Origin of the sequence: Streptomyces tubbatahanensis, from assembly GCF_022699385.1 — a bacterium.
Taxonomy (GTDB): domain Bacteria; phylum Actinomycetota; class Actinomycetes; order Streptomycetales; family Streptomycetaceae; genus Streptomyces; species Streptomyces diacarni.
Window position 1 is genome coordinate 413763 of sequence record NZ_CP093846.1, and the last position, 14787, is coordinate 428549.

Sequence of the window (14787 nt, forward strand, 5' to 3'; positions counted from 1 at the left end):
CCACCCCTTCTCATGAGCACCACGACCACACCCGCCGGCGGTGTCACGCCCGCCGCGCCCCTCTCCGTCCAGCTCTACAGCGTCCGCGAGCAACTGGCCGACGACCTGGACGCCGCCTTGAGCCGGCTGGCCCGGATCGGCTTCCGCCACGTGGAGCCGTTCGGGCTCGGCTCACCGCAGCAGCCCGCCGACGCCAGGATGGCCCACGCCCGCAGGCTGCGCCGCTCCCTCGACGCGGCGGGACTCGGCGTCTCCACCGTGCACGCCGGACTGCCGACGGACCTGTCCCAGCTCGCGGCCGAATGTGCCGTCCTCGGGGCGGACACCGTCCTGGTCCCGCACCCCCACCTGGTGCCGGGGTTCGACGAGGACGCCTTCACCGACCCGGCTCGGCTCGACGCGTTCGCCGGCACGCTGACCGACGCCGCACACGAACTGGCGGGCCACGGGCTGCGCCTCGGCTACCACAACCACTGGTTCGAGTGGACGCCGCTGCCGGACGGCACACCGGCGTGGGACCGCTTCTGGGACCGGTCCCGCGACGCCCTCGTCGCCGAACTCGACCTCTACTGGACCGTGACGGCCGGCGCCGATCCGGCGCACGTCCTCGCCCAGCTGGGCGACCGGGCCGTCGCCGTCCACCTCAAGGACGGGCCCGCCCGGCGGGACGCACCGCAGACGCCCATCGGCACGGGAGAGGTGGATCTCACCGCGGCGCTACGGGAGGCGCCGCGCGGCATCCGCTGGCACGTGGCCGAGATCGACACCACGGACATGGACGTCTACGCGCTCCTGGAGCACAACGCCCGGGCCCTGGTGGGCCGCGGGCTGTCCCGCTGGGCCCGCTGACCGGCGGGCCGACCGCTCGGCCGGGCCCCACCGACAACGGGAGCGGAAGGAGACGCACGGCGGTTCGCGGAAGGAGGAGCAACGCGTTGGAATACCAGGCGGAATGGCTCGGCAGCTTCGTGGGGGTCGCTGAGCGCGGCGGCTTCTCCGCCGCCGCGACCGCGCTGAGCCGTTCGCAGTCCCGGGTCAGCGCCCATGTCGCGGCGCTGGAACGGGCCCTGGACATACGGCTGTTCGACCGGTCGGCACACCCCACGGTCCTCACTCCCCAGGGGCGGGCTCTGCTTCCCCACGCCCGCACGGCACTGCGCCACCTGCGGTCCCTGGCCGGGACCGCCGCCGACATCCGCCGGGGACGGCGGGGAGAGGTCCGTCTCGGCGTACACACCTCAATCGCGCCCTTTCTGCTGCCCCGCACGGTGCTGCGGGTGCGGCGGTCGCATCCGGGACTGCGGCTGACGGTGTGTGAGCACCAGGCCGCCGAGCTGGAACACCGGCTGCTGGACGGGCGGCTCGACCTGGCCGTGAGCCCGGGGGCGGTGCCCGGCTCCGGCGGCGGGGCGCTCGCCGGTGTACCGCTGTGGCACGAACACCTGCTGGCCGTCGTACCGGAGGACACGGCCGTCGAGCTGCCCGGGGTACTCGGCCCCGAGCACCTGCGCGGCCGGCCGCTCGTGGTGCTGGACGACGAGGCGCCCGGCGCCGTGTCCCTTCCGGTCCACGGCGCTTTCCGCGGCACCGCCGTCGGCAACGGCCCGGTTCTGCGCAGCCCCCAGGCGCAGACCCTCGTCGGCCTGGTCCGCCAGGGCTGGGGGATCGGCGTCGGCGAGGCACTGGCGTTGAGCACCGCCGACACGCGGGGGGTCGCCCTGTGCCCTGTCACCGGTCTGCCACCCGGGCGCGACATCGCACTGTGGCGCCGGGCGGGCGACCACCCCGCGCCGGCCCGCGAGGCGGTGGCGCACTGCGTGCGGATCGCGGCCGTGCCCGCGCTGGCCCGTGTCCGCGAGTACTTTCCGACGCCGGGTTCCGCGCCCTGAGCGGGTGTGCCCGTTCCGCGTGCCGGTGCAGCGCGCCGTGCCGCCGTCACCGCGCAGCTGCCCTCACGTGCTCCCCTCTGTGTGCCGGTGAGGTGCGAGCGCGCCCGGCAGCGGGGCGGGAGCGCGTTATCGGCGGCGCGGATACGGCTATGCGCGTCACGGGCGGGCGGCTGCCGTGAGCGGTGCCCGCGGGTTCCGGAGCGAATCGAATGCCGGCCATGCTGCTCCCGCATGAGGGCGTGGGTCCGGGGCCGCGTGGCGGTTCAATCACCACTGTCACACCCCGGGTCGGAAGGATGGCAGTGGAGACGGACAAGCAGACGGAGCCAGGCCGGGACCGTGCGGTGGTCGTTGTCGGAGGCACGAGCGGGATCGGCGCCGCGATCGCGGCCCGTTTCGCGGACGCCGGAGCGCGTGTCCTCGCAGCCGGTCTGGACGCCGACCGCGCCGCGGCATCCCTGCCGCAGGGCGTGCGCGCGGTCGAGGTCGACCTCACCAACAGCGAGCAGCTGGAGCTCTTCCTCGGCGGTCTCGACCGGCTGGACGTGCTGGTGAACGCGGCTGGGCTGATCCGGCGGGACGAGGAGTACGCCCCCGAGGTCTTCACCCGCGTCGTGTGGATCAACCTGCTCGGCACGATGCGTGCGTGCGTGGCCGCGCGTGACGCGCTGCACCGTACGGGCGGCTGTGTCGTCAACGTCGCCTCGATGCTCAGCTACTTCGGTGGCCCCCGCGCGCCCGCCTACGCGGCGAGCAAGGGCGGGATCGTGCAGCTGACCAAGTCGCTGGCCGTGGCGTGGGCCGAGGACGGCATCAGGGTCAACGCCGTGGCTCCCGGCTGGATACGCACCCGGCTGACCTCGGCCCTCCACACGGACCCGGACGCCGCCCGGCGCGTCACCGAGCGCACGCCGATGGGCCGCTGGGGAGAGCCGGAGGAGGTTGCGGGGGCCGTGCACTTCCTGTGCGGGCCCGACGCGCGCTTCATCACCGGAACGGTGCTCCCGGTCGACGGCGGCTACCTCGCCGCGTGAGGCGAGGGCCGACCGGTCCGTGCAAGGCAGTCCGACAGCCCGCGCAGGAGCGCGGAAACACGTGAGGAGTTTCGAGCATGTCCAGTGCGCCAGGCCCCGTCATCCCCGAAACAGCCCTGGTACCCCCCGAGATCGCGGTGGCGGCTGTACCGGAGGACGAGCGCGTGTGGGTTCCCCAGGCCTCCGGCGTGTGGTTCCGGCCGCTGATGTTCAACACCGTCACCGGCCAGTGGTGCAACCTGCTCAAGGTCACCCGCGCCGGCATCGTCTCCCGGCACCGGCACCCCGGCGCGGTCTTCGGATACGTCCTGAGGGGTAAGTGGTACTACTACGAGCACGAGTGGGTCGCCGAGACGGGCCACTTCGTCTACGAGCCCCCAGGGGAGATCCACACGCTCGCCGTGCCCGAGGACTGCCCGGAGATGATCACGTACTTCAACATCGCGGGCGCGATGGCGTACGTCGACGAGAGCGGCGTGCAGACGGGCTACGAGGACACGTTCACGAAGATCAGCATGTGCCGCGACCACTACAGGCGCAACGGGCTCGGAGCCTCATACGTGGAGCAGTTCATCCGCTGAGTGGCGGCGGCCCTCCGCCGCGGGCTTCCCGGGCCGCCGCCCATGGGAGGGGAGTTCGTTGGACATCCACAACGCCTACCACTACCGGATCGACTGGGTCGTCAGCTTCGTGGCCGTCGCACGCCACGGAGGCTTCTCCGCCGCCGCCAAGGCCCTCTACCGCTCACAGCCACGGGTCTCCAGCCACGTGGCGGAGCTGGAACGGCTCCTGGGCGCCCGGCTGTTGGACCGCTCCGTCCAGCCCGCGGTCCTCACGCCCGAGGGCCGCGCGCTGTTGCCCCACGCGGAGGAGATCCTGCGCCACCTGGACATCCTGGCCGACCTCACGGGCGGAACGGTCCGCGGGGAGGTGCGACTGGGCGCGTATCCGAGCGCCACGTCGCACCTCTACCCGCTGGCCGTGCGGGCGCTGCGCGACGCACACCCCCATGTGCGGCTGGTACTGCGCGAAGGGCCGAGCGTCGAGCTGGGCGGAGCGCTGGCCGACGGCGAGGTCGACCTGATCATCCGTCCCCTGCATCCGCTGCTCAGCGCCGGCCACGTCACCCATCGGGTGCTGTGGCGCGAACCGCTGGTGGCCGTCGTCCGCGAGGGCCACCCGCTCGCGCGTGCCCGCTCGGCCCAGCTGGCGCAGCTCGCGGCGCTGCCCGTCATCAGCATCGGAGACAGCGACCAGGGGCACGGGCACCAGTACGAGGCCAATCTCGCCTTCGCCGGTGCCGGGCTCAACCCCACCATCGCCGCACGGACCAACCAGCCCCAGACGCTGATCTCCATGGTCAGACACGGGCTGGGCGCCGGCGTGACCAACAGCCTGGCGATGACGACGGCGAACACCGAGGGCGTTTCGCTGGTGCCCATAGCGGACGCCCGCTGCGAGCGGGTCGTCGCGCTGTGGTGGCGCACCAGCGGTGTGTCGTCCCCGGCGGTGCAGGCGGTGCGGCAGGTCATCGCCCAGCTTCCGGTGCCGCGGTGGCCCTGGAACGACGCGCTGCCGAACGAACGCGCGGCCGCGCGGCCGGCCGCCGACCGCCCGGCGCGTCACCGCGTCTGACGTACGCATCTCCCGCGCGCCAACGAGCGCCGGCGCGGCCCGCAGGGGCCGCGCCGGCGCTCTCGTCGTCCCGTCCGTGGAGTCCGTGGAATCCGTGCGGTCCGTGGCTTTCTCGCGGTAGCCCGCCCGGTCAGCTCCAGGTGCGGTCGTGGGACCTGCGCTTGTTCCACTCCGGCGTCGGAGCGAAGTACTTCTCCCCCTTCTCCAGGTGCTCCTTGACCGCGTCCTCCACCAGCTCCAGGCCGAGCCCAGGCCGGTCGGTGAGCGTGTAGAAGCCGTCCTTCTGCAGGGGCTTGTCCATGCCGGAGACCAGGGAGTCCCACCAGGAGACGTCGGCCGCGTGGTATTCGAGGGCGACGAAGTTCTCGGTCGCGGCGGCCGCGTGGGCCGCCGCCATGGCACCGATCGGGGATCCCGCGTAGTGCAGGGGCATCGCCATACCGTGCTGCTGCGCGTAGTCGCCGATCTTCTTGGTCTCCAGGATGCCGCCCGCCGTCGCCGGGTCGGGCTGCACCAGGTCCACGGCCTCCTTCTCGATCAGCGCCCTGAAGCCCTCGATCCCGTAGATGTCCTCACCGGTCATCGTCGGGACGTTGACCTTGGAGGTGATCTCCTTCCACTGATCGGTGTAGTGCCAGGGAATGAGGTCCTCCAGCCACGCCAGGTTGTACTCCTCGAGACGCTTCGCCAGCCGGATGGCCGTGCTCACCCCGAAGTGGCCCGTGTGGTCCATGCCCAGCGGGATGTCGTAGCCGACGCTGTCGCGCACCGCCTCGACGAACTTCGCCATCTCCTCCAGCCCCTTGTCGGTGAGCTGGACCTGAGTGAAGGGGTGCTCCGTCTGCCCATAGCTGCCGGGCTTGTCGTTGTACTGCTCCAGGTTGTCCCCCCACAGTCCCGCTCCGGTGAGCGTTCCGGGGATCTTCTGTATCAGCTCGATACCCAGGTCCATCTTGAGGAACGTGAAGCCCTTCTCGACGCGTTCCTTCATCCGCTTGCCGTACTCTTCGGGCTTCTTGGACTCGGTCGTGTCGGTGTAGAGCCGCACCTTCTTGCGGTAGGCGCCGCCCAGCAACTGGTAGACGGGCACCTCGTACGCCTTGCCCGCCAGGTCCCACAGGGCCATCTCCACGCCCGAGACCCCGCCGCCCCGGCGTCCGTCCCCGCCGAACTGCTTGAGCCGCTTGAAGAGCATCTCCACGTTGCAGGGGTTCTCGCCCAGCAGACGGCTCTTCAGCTCCAGTGCGTAGCGTTTGTCCGCGTCGTCGCGCACCTCTCCGTACCCGTGGATGCCCTGGTTCGTGTCGATCCGCACGATGGGGCTGCGGAACGGCACGCCGTCCAGCACGGCCACCCGCACGTCGGTGATCTTGAGTTCGGAGGGCCGGGACGCGCGGCTCACCTTCTGCGACGTGAAGGCGACCTGCTCGTCCACGGGCCCGAACGCGAGAGCGCCCAGGCTCAGCCCGCCGACTCCCGCGGCGGCCGTCTTGAGCACATCGCGCCGTCCACGCAGCGCGGGCCGCTCCCCCGCGCCCGCACCCCTTTCCCCGTGTGCGCTCTTTTCTCCCACATTCTTTTCAGCGTCTTCCTGGGACATGACTCTCCCTCATCGTTGAGCGGCGAGGCGGTTTTCCGTCGAGCGCCAACCCTAGGCCGGTGCCGCCGGGAAAGACCGGGACGGATACCAGCGACTTCCGCATGCAGTCATCCGGAACAGGAATACGGCGAGGCAAGCGCCCTGTTTTTCACCGCTCCGGCATTTCACTGCTCCGCCTCGACAAGCTGTTCCGCGCCCGGCGGCAAGGGAGCCTCGCATATCTCCCGCAGCAGGGTGCGGGCCGCCGGTTTCAGCGGCCGGTTGGAATCCCAGAGCACCGCCACCCGCCGCCCGCATCCCTCCGCGAGCCGGCGGACCCGTACCCCGCTGGTGTCCGCGGTGAAGACCGCCAGCTTGTTGGTGACACCGACTCCGAGGTGGTGGCGGACCAGGGAAACGAGTGTCTGCGGCTGGTTGGTGGCCTGCACCGCCTCGACCTCGAAGCCGTGCGCCCTGAAGACCTTGTAGGTCTCGAAACCCGGAGCCTCGCCCGAACCGAGCCGGCCGATCGTGATGAGGGGGTACTCGGCGACGGAGGCCACCGGCAGCGGGTCGGGCAGCCCGGCGAGCGGATGCTCCGGCGTGTGCACCACGCACAGCGGCTCGCGCCACAGGGGCCTGCTCCGGGCCGAAGGGCCGATCGGCGGAGCCATCGGCCGCAGGCACACGTCGATCTCCCCGTGGTGGAGGGCGGTGTCCAGTTCCAGCGTCGAACGCTCCAGGAGCGCGACCTTGATGTCCGGGCTGGTCCTGGCCAGGCGGTCGAGGAGCGCCGGTATGAAGGCGGCGCTGGCGCTGGGGTAGCTGCCCAGGGTGACGACGCCCCGCGCGGCGCCACGGCGGCCCGCCATCGCCTCCTCCGCGCTGTTGAGCGCCCCCAGGATGGAGCGGGCGTGTTCCGCGAGCACGGTCCCGGCCTCGGTCAGCTCCACGGGGCGCTTGCTCCGGTCGAACAGCGGCACCCCCGCTTCCCGCTCCAGCGCCGCGACGTGGGTACTCACGCGCGGCTGCGAGCGGTGCACGGCTTCGGCGGCCGCGCTGAAACTCCCCGTGTCGATGACGCCGAGAAACGAGACGAACCACTCGAGACGAACCTCTGGTCGCAGCATGGCACAGCACTTATCCCAGCCGCTTGTGCCGGCACAACCAGGGGGAAACGAGCCGAATGCCCGGTGCTGCGTTCTGCGAATACTTGTATACCCAACTCGCGCTTCACACCGAGCGGCTGGCTTCCTAGGCTGCCGGTGGCAGACGATCCGTTCTGCATTCTTCTCATCTGGCTTCGCGCCGCTGGCTTCGAGGAGTCATTCCCATGCCGCCACCCTCCGCTCTTTCCAGATCCCCCTCTCCTGGCAGAACGCGCTGGGGAATGATCTGGTTGGCGTTCGGCGCCGTCACCATCAATTATCTGGACCGGGCGAATCTCGGTGTGGCGCTCCCCCACATCACCGAGGACCTGGGCCTGTCCAACTCGGTGTCCGGAATCCTGCTCGGCGCCTTCTTCTGGACGTACGCGGCTTTTCTGCCGCCGTCCGGCTGGCTCGTGGACCGGTTCGGGCCGCGCCGCATGATGGTCGTCGCCGTGGCCGGGTGGTCGGTGGTCACCATGCTCATGGGGGCGGCGACCGGCTTCCTGGTGCTGCTCCTGCTCCGGCTGCTCCTGGGAGCGGCCGAGTCCCCGGCCTACCCGTCCAGCTCGAAGATCGTCTCACGCTGGTTCCCCACCCGCGAACGCGCCCTGGCGGCCTCCATCTTCGACAGCGGCGGACGAGCCGGTACCGCCATCGCGCTGCCGGTGTGCACCGCGGTCATCGCGCTCCTGGGCTGGCGCGGGTCCTTCGTCACCGCGGGGCTTGTCGGCCTGCTCTACTGCGCCGTATGGCTGCGTTTCTACCGTGACCCGGAGACGCACCCGAAGCTGACCGACGCCGAACGCGAGCACATCCGCGACGGCGACACCGCGGCAGGCCACGGCGAGGCCATGCCGTGGCGAGACCTGTTCCGCTACCGCACCACCTGGGCCATGGTCCTCGGCTTCTTCTGCCTGTCCTACGTCCTGTACTTCTTCATCACCTGGTTCCCCTCCTACCTTGTCGACGCCCGCGGCTTCGACCTGCTGAACCTGGGCATCTTCGGCATGCTGCCCTCGCTCGTGGCCATCCCCTCGCAGCTGCTCGGCGGCGCCCTGCAGACCCGGCTGATCCGCGCGGGCCGCAGCGTGTCCTTCGCCCGCAAGCTGCCGCTGGTGAGCGGGCTCGTCCTCTCCTCGGTGATCTTCTTCGCCGGCACCGTGGACAGCGCCGCCGCCGCGCTCGCCCTGCTCGCCTTCTCCCAGTGCGCCCTGACCTTCGCCGCGTCCGGCCTGTGGGCGCTGCCCTCCGACGTCGCCCCCGCGCCCGGCAACGTGGCCTCGCTGGCGGGGATCCAGGGGTTCGCCTCCAACACCGCCGGATTCGTCAGCCCGCTCGTGGTGGGTGTGCTGCTGGACGCGACCGGCGGCTCGTACGTCGTGCCGCTGGCGGTGGCCGGTGGCGTCGCCCTGCTCGGTGCGCTGATCTACGGGCTGCTGCTGGGACGCATCGCCCCGCTCGGACAGACCAGTGAGGTGTCGCAGCCCGACGCCGCTGTGGTGACCGGCACGACCGGCACCTGAACCACCTGACATCGTGAGGAGTCACCTTGCCCAGCTCGCCCCGCTTCACCGACGAGACCCTGCACGCCTTTCGCGACCTGTCCACCGCCTCGGTCGCCGACGCCGTGGAGGCCCACGGCGCCCGCGGCTTCGTGTCCGGAGCCGTCCGCCAGCAGACCCCCGGCACCGGCAGCCTCGTCGGCCCGGCCGTGACCGTACGCGAAGTGCCGGCCGACGCACCGGAACCACCCACCCACGCGCTCGCCGCCATCGACGAGTCGGCGCCAGGAAGCGTCGTGTGCATCGACGCCGCCGGCGCGGACATCGCCGTGTGGGGCGGGCTGATGACGGCCGGCGCCGTCGCCCGTGGCATCGCGGGCGCCGTCCTGGACGCCGGGGTGCGGGACGTGACGGAGATCAGCCGCGACTACCCCGGCTTCCCCGTCTACGCCAGGTCCGCGGTGCCCGCGACCACGGTCGGCCGCTACCGCACGGTCTCGCTCAACGAACCCGTCCTGGTGGGCGGGGTGACGATCCGCCCCGGCGACCTCGTCGTCGCCGACCGGGACGGCGTGGTGCGGGTGCCGGCCGAACTGGTCGATGACGTGCTGCGCACCGCCTCCGAGATAGAGGAGCGGGAGCGCGAGCAGACCCGCCTCATCCTCGACAGCGGATCGCTGCGGGACGGCCTGGCCAAGTACAACCGGATCTGACCGATGACGACCTCCACCCACCCCCAGGTGCTCGCCCTCGGCGAGCCGCTGCTCGAATTCAACGCCTCCTCGGAGGGGCCGCTCACCCACGCCGCAGACTTCCAGGTCGGCTACGGCGGTGACACCTCCAACATGGCCATCGCCGCCCGCCGTTCCGGTGCGAGGGCCGGCTATCTCACCCGCGTCGGGGACGACGCGTTCGGCAGGCGCCTGCTCGACCTGTGGCAGGCGGAAGGCGTCGACACCGCCGGCGTCACCCAGGAGGCCGGCGGCCGCACAGGCATCTACTTCGTCTCCCGGCACGGCCGGGGCGCGCACACCTTCGCCTACTACCGCGACGGGTCGCCGGCCAGCCGTCTGTCCCCCTCGGACGTGCCCGCGAGCGCCGTCGCGGCCGCGGACCTGCTGCACGTCAGCGGCATCACCCAGGCCATCAGCTCCTCGGCGTGCGACGCCGCCTTCCACGCCGTCGCGACGGCCAGGCGGTACGGGACGCTCGTCTCCTACGACCCCAACCACCGTCCGGCACTGTGGAGTCCGGACCGTGCCCGCGGCATCGTCATGCGTACCGTGGAGCTTGCCGACCTCGTGCTGCCCAGCCTGGAAGAGGGCCGCACACTGACCGGGGAGTCCGACCCCGAGCGGGTGCTGGACGCGTTCGCCCGGCGCGGCCCGTCCCTGGTGGTGCTCAAGATGGGCGAGGCCGGGGTCCTCGTGGCCGAGACCGCGCACGGACGGACCACCCATGTTCCGGCGCACCCCGTGCGTGCGGTGGACGCCACCGGCGCGGGAGACACCTTCGACGGCGCCTTCGCCGCTCGACTGCTGGCGGGCGCCACCCCGTTGGAAGCCGCACGCTACGCGGTGATCGCCGCCGCCCTCACCACGACGGGGTTCGGTGCGGTCGATCCGATACCCCACCGCGGAACAGTCGCCGAGAACCTCGAAACACAGCACCGCGGTGAAGACCGCGCAGCCGAATCCGACTCCAGGAGTGACCTGTGATGGCGACCCGCAAGACGATGCTTCCCGCCCTGGCCTGCGGGACCGCGCTGGTACTCGGGGCCCTGACCCTTCCCGCCTTCACGTTCGCCGACGGGCCCTCCCCCGACAGGAGCGGCGGCGCGAAAGAGCCGCAGGCGGCACCGGAGCCGGAAGCACACGCCCGCCCCGTCGTCGCGCCGAAGGACGAGGTCGCCTACACCACCGCCGAATGGAAGGGGAAGCGCTACCCCGACGGGCGCCCCAAGGTCTCCGACGACCTCCTCACCCGCATGAAGATCGTGTCCATCGAGCAGGCCTGGGGAACACTCGAGGAACACGGCTACCACAATCAGTACACCGGGGACTGGAAGACACTGCACTCCGACGAGCCCGTCATCGGCCGCGCGTTGACGGCCCAGTTCCGGCCCAGCAGCCCCGGTCTGGAGAAGCGCCTCACCAAGGCGGGACACGCGGCCGGGCACGACGGCCAGATGAACACCTGGCCCATCGCGATGCTGAGGAACCACGACGTCTACGTCGCCGACGGTTACGGCAAGACGAAGGACGGCACCCTCATCGGAGGCAACCTCGGCCACGACATCCACGCCAGGACGCACACCGGCGTGGTCTTCGACGGCTCCGTCCGCGACGTCGGCGAACTCAGCGACATCAAAGGCTTCAACGCGTTCGTGCGCAGCTGGCACCCCTCCTACATCAAGGAGATGATGCTGGCCGGGGTCAACACCGACATCCGGATCGGGAAAGCTGTCGTACTGCCCGGGGACGTGGTACTCGCCCGACGCGAAGGGGTGGTGTTCATCCCCGCGCACCTGGCGAAGACCGTCGTCGAGGAGGCGGAGTCGGGGCTCTTGCGGGACACCTTCGTCAAGCAGCGCCTGGAGGAGGGCAAGTACACCTCGGGCCAGGTCGACAAGGGCTGGGACGAAGTCGACCGGAAGATCAAGGAGGACTACCGGAACTGGTTGCAGGAGAACAAGGACAAGCTCCCGGTCCCGGCCGACCGCGTGGAGGAGATCATCGAGGAGACCGCCGGCGCCTGAGGGCCGGCCCCGCACCTCCGTCCGCGGACATCGCCAACTCGGCTCCCCTCTAGGCCAGTTGGTGAGCCCCGACGGGTTACGCACCGTCCCTGCCGCCCCTATGCTGCGGCAGCGCTCCCCCTGTGTGCGGGGGGACAGAGCCGACGAGGGGGCCGCGATGAAGCTGGGAAGATGGGGCGCCGCCGCCATGGGCGCCGCGCTGTTGCTCGGGACGGCGCAGGCGGGTCCCGCCGGGGCTGCGGCGGATCCGGTCTGTCCGACGGTCTTCGGGCACGGCGGTTACCCGACCGGGGCCGACCCCTGGGACCGCGACCAGATACGCCAGCCGAACAACCCCGAGGCCCTCGCCCAGCAGAAGAGCTGGGGCGCCGGTGGCGTGGAGGCCGACCTACAGCTCACCAGGAACGGCACCAAGGCCGTGATGTGGCACAACACCACGACCAACGGACTGACCGGCACCCGCACGCCCATCACCGAGCTGTGGTGGGCGACGGGCGCGGATCAGCTCAAGGGCCGTACGATCACGCGCGGCCCGTACAGCGGAGAGACCGTGTACACCTTCCGCGAGTGGCTCGATGACGCCAAGGCCAAGGGTCTGGTGCCGCTGGTGGAGCTCAAGGGTGAGGCCCGGCAGTCGCTGCTCAACAGCGACGCGGCCATGCGCGACAGAGCCTGGAGCGAGATCATCGCACCGATGGCGGAGCGGATGCCCTCCCAGGAGATCATGATGTTCACCCACGACACCGCTCTCGAACCCGAGCTCGTCAAGCGCCTCGAGGCGGCCGGGCTCGGTGCCGCGCTCACGGCCCACCCGGCGTGGGTCGACGGGATCGGCTGGGAGGAGCCGCCTCCGGCGGCCTCGGGCAACTACGCGTCGTGGCAGGACAACCTGTCCCGGCTCGGCTCTCCCACACGTTCGGTCAGGATGGCCACCTCGTGGACCAAGGATTTCAAGGCCTGGCTGTCCGGCAAGTGCGTCTGACGCGGTACACCGCCGGGGAGTACCGCCCTGGGAGTGCGCGGTGGCGGCCTTCACGGCCACGCGGGAGATGCGGGCCGGCCGCCGCGGTGTGCGTACGGCCGGCCGCTCCTGTGCGCGGTCCGAGCGCGTCACGTGTGGCGTGCGCGCTCGCCCATGGCCCTGATCAGGCCACGGTGATGTTCTCGGCCTGGGGGCCCTTCTTGCCCTGCGTCACGTCGAAGGTGACGGCCTGACCCTCCTGGAGCTCGCGGAAGCCGGTGGCGTTGATGTTGGAGTAGTGCGCGAAGACGTCGGGGCCCCCGCCTTCCTGGGCGATGAAGCCGAAGCCCTTTTCGGCGTTGAACCACTTGACGGTTCCGCTGGCCATGCTGATGCCTCTCAGTCGATATCGGGTCCGCACCGCGCGGACCCGGAGGTGATCGCCCTGGCCCTGCGCTGCACAACACAAAGCCCACGCCGGAGCGCGGGCAGGTACGGCGAACCACGACATCTGCCCCAGACGCTACACGGAGATACCGGCCATCACCAGAGAGAAACGATCCCGAACGCCCGAGAGGTCGTTCGACCCGGCGTAGCGCCCTGTCCCGTCACGGCGCGATGTCCTCCAACCGGCGCCCCGCGGTCTCTTCCGCGCCGAGTCCCGCGGTGAGCGCCCCGACGGCGGCGACGGCGGCCAGGCCGAGGAAGACGGCTCCGAGCCGCCCTCCCGCGTAGACGGCGCCGACGACGATCGGGCCCGAGATGACACCGACCCGGTTGAGGGCGCCGCCGACGCTGCTGCCCAGGGCGCGCATACGGGTGGGGAACAGCTCCGGCGTGTAGAGGTAGAGGCAGATGTTGGAGCCGAAGAAGAAGACGGCGGCCAGCGACGTCCACACCAGGACGTGTACCGGCGAGTCGCCGCCGAACAGGCCGAGGGCGAGCAGCGCGGCGGCGGCGAGTCCCAGGCAGCCGGTGACGGTGCGGCGGCGGCCGACGACGTCCACCGTGAGGGCGACCAGCGCGCAGCCGAGCAGTCCCGCACACGAGGTGACGGTCGAGTAGAGGAGGGCGTCGGACAGGGGGAGGTGGTAGCGGGTCTCGTAGATGGTCGGGAGCCACGAGGTGATGCCGTAGTTGACGAAGTATCCGGCGAACCACAGCATCCCGACGACCGCGGTGCGGCGCCGGTAGGGCCCTGACAGCAGTTCACGCAGTCCGCCCCGGGGCCGGTCACCGTCCTGCGTCGGCGTCGGCGTCGGCGTCGGCGTCGGCGCCTGTGCCGGTGCCGGTGTCGGTGTCGGTGCCGGTGCCGTGACCGGGTGCGGGGCGGCGGGAGGCGGCAGCGGGGATCCTGTGGCCCTCTCCACCTCGGCCTCGATCCGGGCCATCACGCGCAGCGCCTCCTCGGGGCGGCCGTGGTCGGCCAGCCAGCGGGGGGACTCGGGGACCCGGTGCCGGACGAGGAGGCACAGGAGCCCGGGCAGTGCCGCGATGCCGAACATCCAGCGCCAGCCCAGCAGCGGAACCAGCCAGGCGGCGAGCAGGGCGCCGACGGTGAGGCCCGCGGGGAAGACGAGTTCGTAGAGCAGGACGAAGCGGCCGCGGCGATGGCTGCGGGTGATCTCCGCGATGAAGGTGGCCGCGACGGGCACCTCTCCGCCGATGGCGAGGCCCTGCACGAAGCGGGCCGCCATGAAGGGTTCCGGCGCGGTGCACAGCGTCAGCAGCAGGTTGCACGCCCCTGAGACGCCGATGCAGGTGGCGATGACCCGTACGCGGCCGTACCGGTCGGCCAGGCGCCCGGAGACCACGGCGCCGACCAGCATGCCGACCGAGCCGACGGTCAGCAGCATCGTGGAGTGCGCCGTGCCCAGGTGCCACTCCTGGCGCAGCTGCGGCAGCGCGTAGGCGATCAGCAGCTGATCGAACGCCTCGAAGAAGGTGACCACCCCGACGATCAGCCGCACGGTGACGTGCCAGCGGGAGAGCGGCAGACGCTCGAACCTGGCGGCCACGTCGGCGGGCACGGTCCGGGGCGGGGGCGGTTTCGGCGGGAGGGGGTGGGCGTCGTGCGCGTCGTGTGCGTCGAGCGTCATGGAGGAGTCCTCCGGCTCCGCCGCCGTCCGTGGTGACCGAGGGGAGCGGATCGGGCCCCGTCGGGAGGGGCGCGGCAGTCGGTGTGCGAAAGGTGGGCGGGCCGGTCGGCGGCCTGACCCCGAGCTGGCTGCTCGGTAAGCACAAAGCCTCTTAGGGCTTAAGTTCTACAGCTCCCCCG

The 14787-nt window shown here is 71.2% G+C and carries 14 protein-coding genes; 10 read left to right on the forward strand and 4 right to left on the reverse strand.

The genetic code is table 11. The features are described from left to right. Nucleotides 1-12 precede the first annotated feature (12 nt). The 5 genes from MMF93_RS01760 (at nucleotide 13) to MMF93_RS01780 (ending at nucleotide 4558) form a co-directional block, all read left to right on the forward strand. Nucleotides 13-849 (forward strand): sugar phosphate isomerase/epimerase family protein, encoded by an 837-nt coding sequence (locus tag MMF93_RS01760; protein WP_242748869.1) that lies wholly within the window; start codon nucleotides 13-15, stop codon nucleotides 847-849. An 86-nt stretch (nucleotides 850-935) separates the two neighbouring features. Further along, nucleotides 936-1889, forward strand: coding sequence for a LysR family transcriptional regulator (locus MMF93_RS01765; RefSeq protein WP_242748872.1), 954 nt, complete (start codon nucleotides 936-938; stop codon nucleotides 1887-1889). Nucleotides 1890-2185: 296 nt separating this feature from the next. Next, nucleotides 2186-2923 carry an SDR family NAD(P)-dependent oxidoreductase gene (locus MMF93_RS01770; protein WP_242748874.1) on the forward strand — a complete coding sequence of 246 codons (738 nt, stop codon included), beginning with the start codon at nucleotides 2186-2188 and terminating at the stop codon, nucleotides 2921-2923. Nucleotides 2924-3000: 77 nt separating this feature from the next. Continuing rightward, entirely contained in the window at nucleotides 3001-3504 is a 504-nt protein-coding gene (locus tag MMF93_RS01775; RefSeq protein ID WP_242748876.1) for a 2,4'-dihydroxyacetophenone dioxygenase family protein, read from the forward strand. A 58-nt stretch (nucleotides 3505-3562) separates the two neighbouring features. Then, the gene (locus MMF93_RS01780) at nucleotides 3563-4558 is read left to right on the forward strand and encodes a LysR family transcriptional regulator (RefSeq protein WP_242748878.1); all 996 of its coding nucleotides are present in this window, start codon (nucleotides 3563-3565) and stop codon (nucleotides 4556-4558) included. Nucleotides 4559-4688: 130 nt separating this feature from the next. Here the strand turns inward: MMF93_RS01780 and MMF93_RS01785 are convergent, their stop codons facing one another. Beyond that, complete coding sequence (locus MMF93_RS01785; RefSeq protein WP_242748880.1) at nucleotides 4689-6158, reverse strand: mandelate racemase/muconate lactonizing enzyme family protein; 1470 nt, start codon at nucleotides 6156-6158, stop codon at nucleotides 4689-4691. A gap of 164 nt (nucleotides 6159-6322) precedes the next feature. Then, complete coding sequence (locus MMF93_RS01790) at nucleotides 6323-7267, reverse strand: LysR family transcriptional regulator (RefSeq protein WP_242748881.1); 945 nt, start codon at nucleotides 7265-7267, stop codon at nucleotides 6323-6325. Between the two features lie 260 nt (nucleotides 7268-7527). Between MMF93_RS01790 and MMF93_RS01795 the strand changes: the two genes are divergently transcribed. The 5 genes from MMF93_RS01795 to MMF93_RS01815 all read left to right on the forward strand — a co-directional run bounded on the left by MMF93_RS01795 (nucleotide 7528) and on the right by MMF93_RS01815 (nucleotide 12530). Next, entirely contained in the window at nucleotides 7528-8811 is a 1284-nt protein-coding gene (locus MMF93_RS01795; RefSeq protein ID WP_242748883.1) for an MFS transporter, read from the forward strand. A gap of 26 nt (nucleotides 8812-8837) precedes the next feature. Then, nucleotides 8838-9503 carry an RraA family protein gene (locus tag MMF93_RS01800; protein ID WP_242748884.1) on the forward strand — a complete coding sequence of 222 codons (666 nt, stop codon included), beginning with the start codon at nucleotides 8838-8840 and terminating at the stop codon, nucleotides 9501-9503. A 3-nt stretch (nucleotides 9504-9506) separates the two neighbouring features. Continuing rightward, on the forward strand, nucleotides 9507-10508 hold the full coding sequence (locus MMF93_RS01805) for a sugar kinase (RefSeq protein ID WP_242748885.1): 1002 nt from the start codon (nucleotides 9507-9509) through the stop codon (nucleotides 10506-10508). After that, entirely contained in the window at nucleotides 10508-11548 is a 1041-nt protein-coding gene (locus MMF93_RS01810; protein WP_242748887.1) for an RraA family protein, read from the forward strand. The genes MMF93_RS01805 and MMF93_RS01810 overlap by 1 nt, the downstream gene beginning before the upstream one ends. Before the next feature lie 157 nt (nucleotides 11549-11705). Beyond that, nucleotides 11706-12530, forward strand: coding sequence for a PI-PLC domain-containing protein (locus MMF93_RS01815; RefSeq protein WP_242748889.1), 825 nt, complete (start codon nucleotides 11706-11708; stop codon nucleotides 12528-12530). A 163-nt stretch (nucleotides 12531-12693) separates the two neighbouring features. Here MMF93_RS01815 and MMF93_RS01820 read toward each other — a convergent pair whose 3' ends face one another. Further along, nucleotides 12694-12897: a cold-shock protein gene (locus tag MMF93_RS01820; RefSeq protein WP_114015179.1), complete on the reverse strand. Its 204-nt coding sequence runs from the start codon at nucleotides 12895-12897 to the stop codon at nucleotides 12694-12696. 220 nt (nucleotides 12898-13117) lie between these two features. Next, the gene (locus MMF93_RS01825; protein ID WP_242748891.1) at nucleotides 13118-14608 is read right to left on the reverse strand and encodes an MFS transporter; all 1491 of its coding nucleotides are present in this window, start codon (nucleotides 14606-14608) and stop codon (nucleotides 13118-13120) included. Nucleotides 14609-14787 lie beyond the last annotated feature (179 nt).